The 1701-nt window shown below is 38.0% G+C and carries 2 protein-coding genes; both read left to right on the forward strand.

Annotated features, from left to right (window positions below):
- Window positions 1–89: 89 nt before the first annotated feature.
- The gene (locus tag IQR33_RS21245; protein ID WP_193844026.1) at window positions 90–887 is read left to right on the forward strand and encodes a hypothetical protein; all 798 of its coding nucleotides are present in this window, start codon (window positions 90–92) and stop codon (window positions 885–887) included.
- 185 nt (window positions 888–1072) lie between these two features.
- On the forward strand, window positions 1073–1465 hold the full coding sequence (locus tag IQR33_RS21250; protein WP_193844027.1) for a hypothetical protein: 393 nt from the start codon (window positions 1073–1075) through the stop codon (window positions 1463–1465).
- The last annotated feature ends 236 nt before the right edge of the window (window positions 1466–1701 follow it).

Consider the following 1701-nt stretch of genomic DNA (forward strand, 5'->3'; position numbering starts at 1 on the left):
TTTCCCAAAGTCGAGAGCATTTGCAATGGAACTCTCATTTACGTGGTCTAAACTAGTACTTTGAGCAGAATACTCAAAGGGACTTGAATATGAAAAACTACTTGTTAACAGCAGGGTTATTATTTGTTTCAACAGTATCATCAGCTTCTGACTTCAAAATAACGGGCAATAGCATAGAAAATTTCGCTGTGGGAGATATAGCTCTCGGTAAAATGCTTCCTCCAAAGTACTTGACTTCAAGTGAGCGTGCAAAGCCTGCATTTGCTGCAACTAACCGAAATCACTGCTTCAATAAGGTAAAGGAACGAGTACCCGCGGATCACAGAAACGATGTTATGGCAATATCTAATGGTTTGACCGCGAAAATAACAGGTTCAAGCTTTAACAACATGGACATGGATATTCCTTATCAAAGCCCTCCCTATTACGTGACTTACATTAATCCAGGAAATGAAGGTCAACTGTATGTTTATTACGTTTTAGAAACACTAAAAGTTATCGGAGTAAAAGCAAAACTCAAGTATCTAGCTTCTTCAGACAAAGTGGTTCCATTAATAAAAGACAGATTTGGAGAGCCGACTTTAGTTGTGAAAGCTCAAAAAGCTCCATTAGTATTCTTTTTGTACCAATATGCTAATGACTTAGACCTTAAGAAGCTTGAGAAAAGCAGGGTTTCTTACGTATGGATGTTTCCTGAAAATCCAGAAGGTGAAGCTATTGATAAAACATTTTGGATTAGTGTTTACTCTTCAAATGATGGTAGCACTTCAGTGACTTACTCTCTATATAAAGGAGTTACTGATGTTAGGAAGGTTTACCACTCGAATATGGAACTGTGTTTAAAAGCAATTGAGCCACTACTTCAAGGTGATGAACTTCAGTTGTAAAAACATTCGTTTTTTTGTGAATACAGCAATGACAAGAAATAATTCAGGTACACCTTGAAATAAACTCGCGCTAATGGGAGAGCAACTAGCAAAGAGTTCCATCAACTTCTCATTACTTTGCTGTATAGAATAGCGTCTATAGTTTGACCCTGTATTTGATTTTGTTCAATAAGGATAGATTAAAAATGAAACAAGTAATTGGACTTTTGGTTCTCTTTTCAAGTGCAGCGTTTGCTCAGTTTGACGAGGAAAGTTTTGACGCAGACATGAAAGCAACTGATTCACACATAATCAGAGGAAGTCTGGCGGATCACTCCTTTATAAAGGGGAATGCCGTAAAGGCTAAATATATTACCCAAACCTCTATTATCCCTGTCCCCAACAGCAATAAACAACACCGCCAAGTGGCACCAGCCGTAGAAAATTTAGTTAAGTCTGTAAAGCTTCACGCGTCGAAGTACTGTGAAGGCGCTGACAATTTCGTTTTGGAGTACGCAGATACAAGCGTGAGAACGGTAAGTTTCACCAATGCCTTAAACATATCTTTCCAAGCGAATATTGTTTGCCTTAATTTTTAAAAAGAAGATTACCGATTGGTATTTTGAGGCCTCTATTGATTCATTTCTTGGGTGTTTTGCCAACTATTCGAAACACACAATGGGACAGAACCGATTTAGGGCAACCTGTCAAACCTAGTCACATAGAGATAAAGAAACTGACAGATTGCATTCAGTCTAATTCAAGTTAGTTGATAAGTGGGGCAAGTTTGGGGCAATAATGGGGCGAGTTAAGCATACATTTTTAAATGTTTAGG

This window comes from Vibrio sp. OPT46, assembly GCF_015163535.1.
In the GTDB taxonomy this organism is placed as follows: Bacteria; Pseudomonadota; Gammaproteobacteria; order Enterobacterales; family Vibrionaceae; genus Vibrio; species Vibrio alginolyticus.

Excerpts from the sequence above, each read along its gene's own strand:
- IQR33_RS21245 (WP_193844026.1), top strand. The coding sequence starts at position 90 with ATGAAAAACTACTTGTTAACAGCAGGGTTATTATTTGTTTCAACAGTA.
- IQR33_RS21250 (WP_193844027.1), top strand. The coding sequence starts at position 1,073 with ATGAAACAAGTAATTGGACTTTTGGTTCTCTTTTCAAGTGCAGCGTTT.